This window comes from Oceanispirochaeta sp., assembly GCF_027859075.1.
GTDB lineage: Bacteria > Spirochaetota > Spirochaetia > DSM-2461 > DSM-2461 > Oceanispirochaeta.
The window spans coordinates 1-2,200 of record NZ_JAQIBL010000234.1 but is presented as its reverse complement, the minus strand read 5'-3'; the positions used below and the strand labels follow the sequence as shown (position 1 = coordinate 2,200).

3 protein-coding genes are annotated in these 2,200 nt (G+C 45.0%); 2 read left to right on the top strand and 1 reads right to left on the bottom strand.

The window, feature by feature from the left end; all coding sequences use genetic code 11:
* Together PF479_RS12780 and PF479_RS12775 are read left to right on the top strand one after the other, a co-directional pair.
* Positions 1–876 (top strand): carbohydrate ABC transporter permease (locus PF479_RS12780; RefSeq protein ID WP_367277239.1); only part of this gene is annotated, 876 nt, incomplete at its 5' end.
* A gap of 44 nt (positions 877–920) precedes the next feature.
* Complete coding sequence (locus PF479_RS12775) at positions 921–1,703, top strand: carbohydrate ABC transporter permease (RefSeq protein ID WP_298007208.1); 783 nt, start codon at positions 921–923, stop codon at positions 1,701–1,703.
* A 23-nt stretch (positions 1,704–1,726) separates the two neighbouring features.
* Here PF479_RS12775 and PF479_RS12770 read toward each other — a convergent pair.
* Positions 1,727–2,200, bottom strand: a 474-nt coding sequence (locus PF479_RS12770; protein ID WP_298007205.1) for a tRNA-uridine aminocarboxypropyltransferase, incomplete at its 5' end; no start/stop codon positions are given.

Here is a 2,200-nt window from a genome sequence, read left to right as displayed (position 1 = left end):
GATATAATTATGCCAAAAAAACAGAACAGTCATTACAGCTACTTTTTTCTGCTACCCGCCGGGCTAATTTTTTTAATATTTTTTTTAATCCCGGCATTGAGTTCTTTCTTTTTCAGTCTGACCAGATGGAACCTCACAGACTGGACCTTTATCGGATTAGAAAACTTCCAGATTTTTTTTTCAGAAGATTCTCTGAGCATCGGGTTTAAAAATACATTTATCTATGCTTTCCTGACCTGCGGGCTCAAAGTTGTGATCGGCCTGGGACTGGCCGTTTATTTATGCTCTCCCATCCGTACCAAAAACTTTATGAGAGCCATCATCTTTTTCCCGAACCTCATCAGTACCATTGCTGTGGGTATTACTTTCAACAGCCTGATGCACCCTACCAGGGGTGTCATCAATACAATCCTCAATACCCTTGGTCTCAATGGACCGGACTGGCTGGGGAATGTAAAAATTGCCCTGTTATCCATTATAGCCGTGGATGTCTGGAAGGGTGTGGGTGTGGCAACAGTCATATTCATCGCCGGTATCATGTCGATTCCGGAACAATATTATGAGGCCCTTCAGATCGACGGGGGCGGTAGCATGGCCAAATTCCTGCACATCACTCTTCCCTTGAGCAGGCCGGCCATTAATTCAGTGATTATCCTGGCCTTGATTGGCGGACTCAGAACCTTTGATCTGGTGTGGAGTATGACGAGAGGCGGACCCGGATTTACGACAGACCTTCTCTCCTCCATCATTTATAAACAATACAGCAGCGGCTTTTACGGCCTGTCTACAGCGGGGAATGTTATCCTCTTTCTCATGGTGTCGGCCATAGCCTTTCCTGTCTACAAATTTCTTAATTCCAAAGAGGTAGACCTGTGATTTCAAAAACAAAAAGATTAGTGTCAGAAATAACCGGAGTCATCATGGCTGCCATTCTTTTCGGCATTCCCTTCTACTTTGTCATCAACAATGCATCAAAAAACTCTCAGGAAGCATCTTTGATGAATATCAAGGCTCCCGCAGAATTTCTTCTGTACCAGAATATTGCAGAAGTCCTTTCCACAAACAAAGGGATAGTTCTTATTGCCTTTAAAAATAGCTTTCTTATAACCATCTTCTCTATTCTTGTGCTGATTGTCAGCTGTTCCATGGCTGGATTTGTATCCCAGAGAAGAACTGATAAAGCCACACCGGTCATCAACTTTCTGATACTGGCCGGTTTGATTATTCCCCCGGCCATTGTCCCGACCATCTGGCTCCTGATGTCTTTGAATATCTTTAAAACCATGTTCAGTATGGTCATGATCGAAGCCGCCCTGACTATGTCCTTTTCAACTCTCCTGTACAAAGGATTTACAGCGACAATACCCAGACAGATTGATGAGGCAGCTATTGTGGATGGCGCCGGCCCCGTGCGTCTGTTTTTTCAAATCATCTTTCCATTGCTCAAACCCACGACCGCAACAGTGATTGTGTTGTCCTCTGTGAATATTTTCAATGACTTTGTAAACCCGCTGTACTTCTTCCCAGGAGCAAAAAACGCGACTGTCCAGCTGACTCTCTATAATTTTATGAGTAAATTTCATAGCTCCTGGCAACTCCTCTTTGCGGATGTGCTGATCATTTCGATTCCCCCTCTCATCCTCTTCATCTTCTTTAACAGAAAGATCATCGCAGGGATGTCTGCCGGTGCCATAAAGGGGTAAGTGAAGCACCGGGTCCAGCCGGGTCATTTTTTAAGAATCACCCGGCTGATCATACGCTCCAGAAAGTTCAAGAATGAGTTATTCAGTATCTCCGCGTCCTGGTCCTCACCTTTCAGTTTCAGCAGCTCCATCACGCACTCTGCCGTGCACAGTCCCCCCTCTTTCTGATTGCGCCTGATGTTATATCTGGATTCATTATCACTCGACAGTGAAAAGATCTTCATGCTTTGCAGATAGGGACTCTTATTGTAGATTTTCCTTGCTTCCTGCCAGGTTCCGTCCAGAATCAGGAAATCTTCAATATCGGAAAGAGTATCGATATATCTCTCTTCCGGGATATGGGGATCATGATAAAGGAGAACGGATTTTCCCGCTTCAATAGTGGAAAGCAAGTCTTTATCCGGGACATTTCTTTCCCAGAGGATCTGTCTGGCCCGGCCCTCACCGAGGGACTCTACAACGATGTTCCCGCTGTTGCTGGGTCGTTTGAATTCTTT

What these genes read in the sequence shown, in the direction of transcription:
- PF479_RS12775 (WP_298007208.1), top strand. Translation starts at nt 921, where the DNA reads ATGGCTGCCATTCTTTTCGGCATTCCCTTCTACTTTGTCATCAACAAT.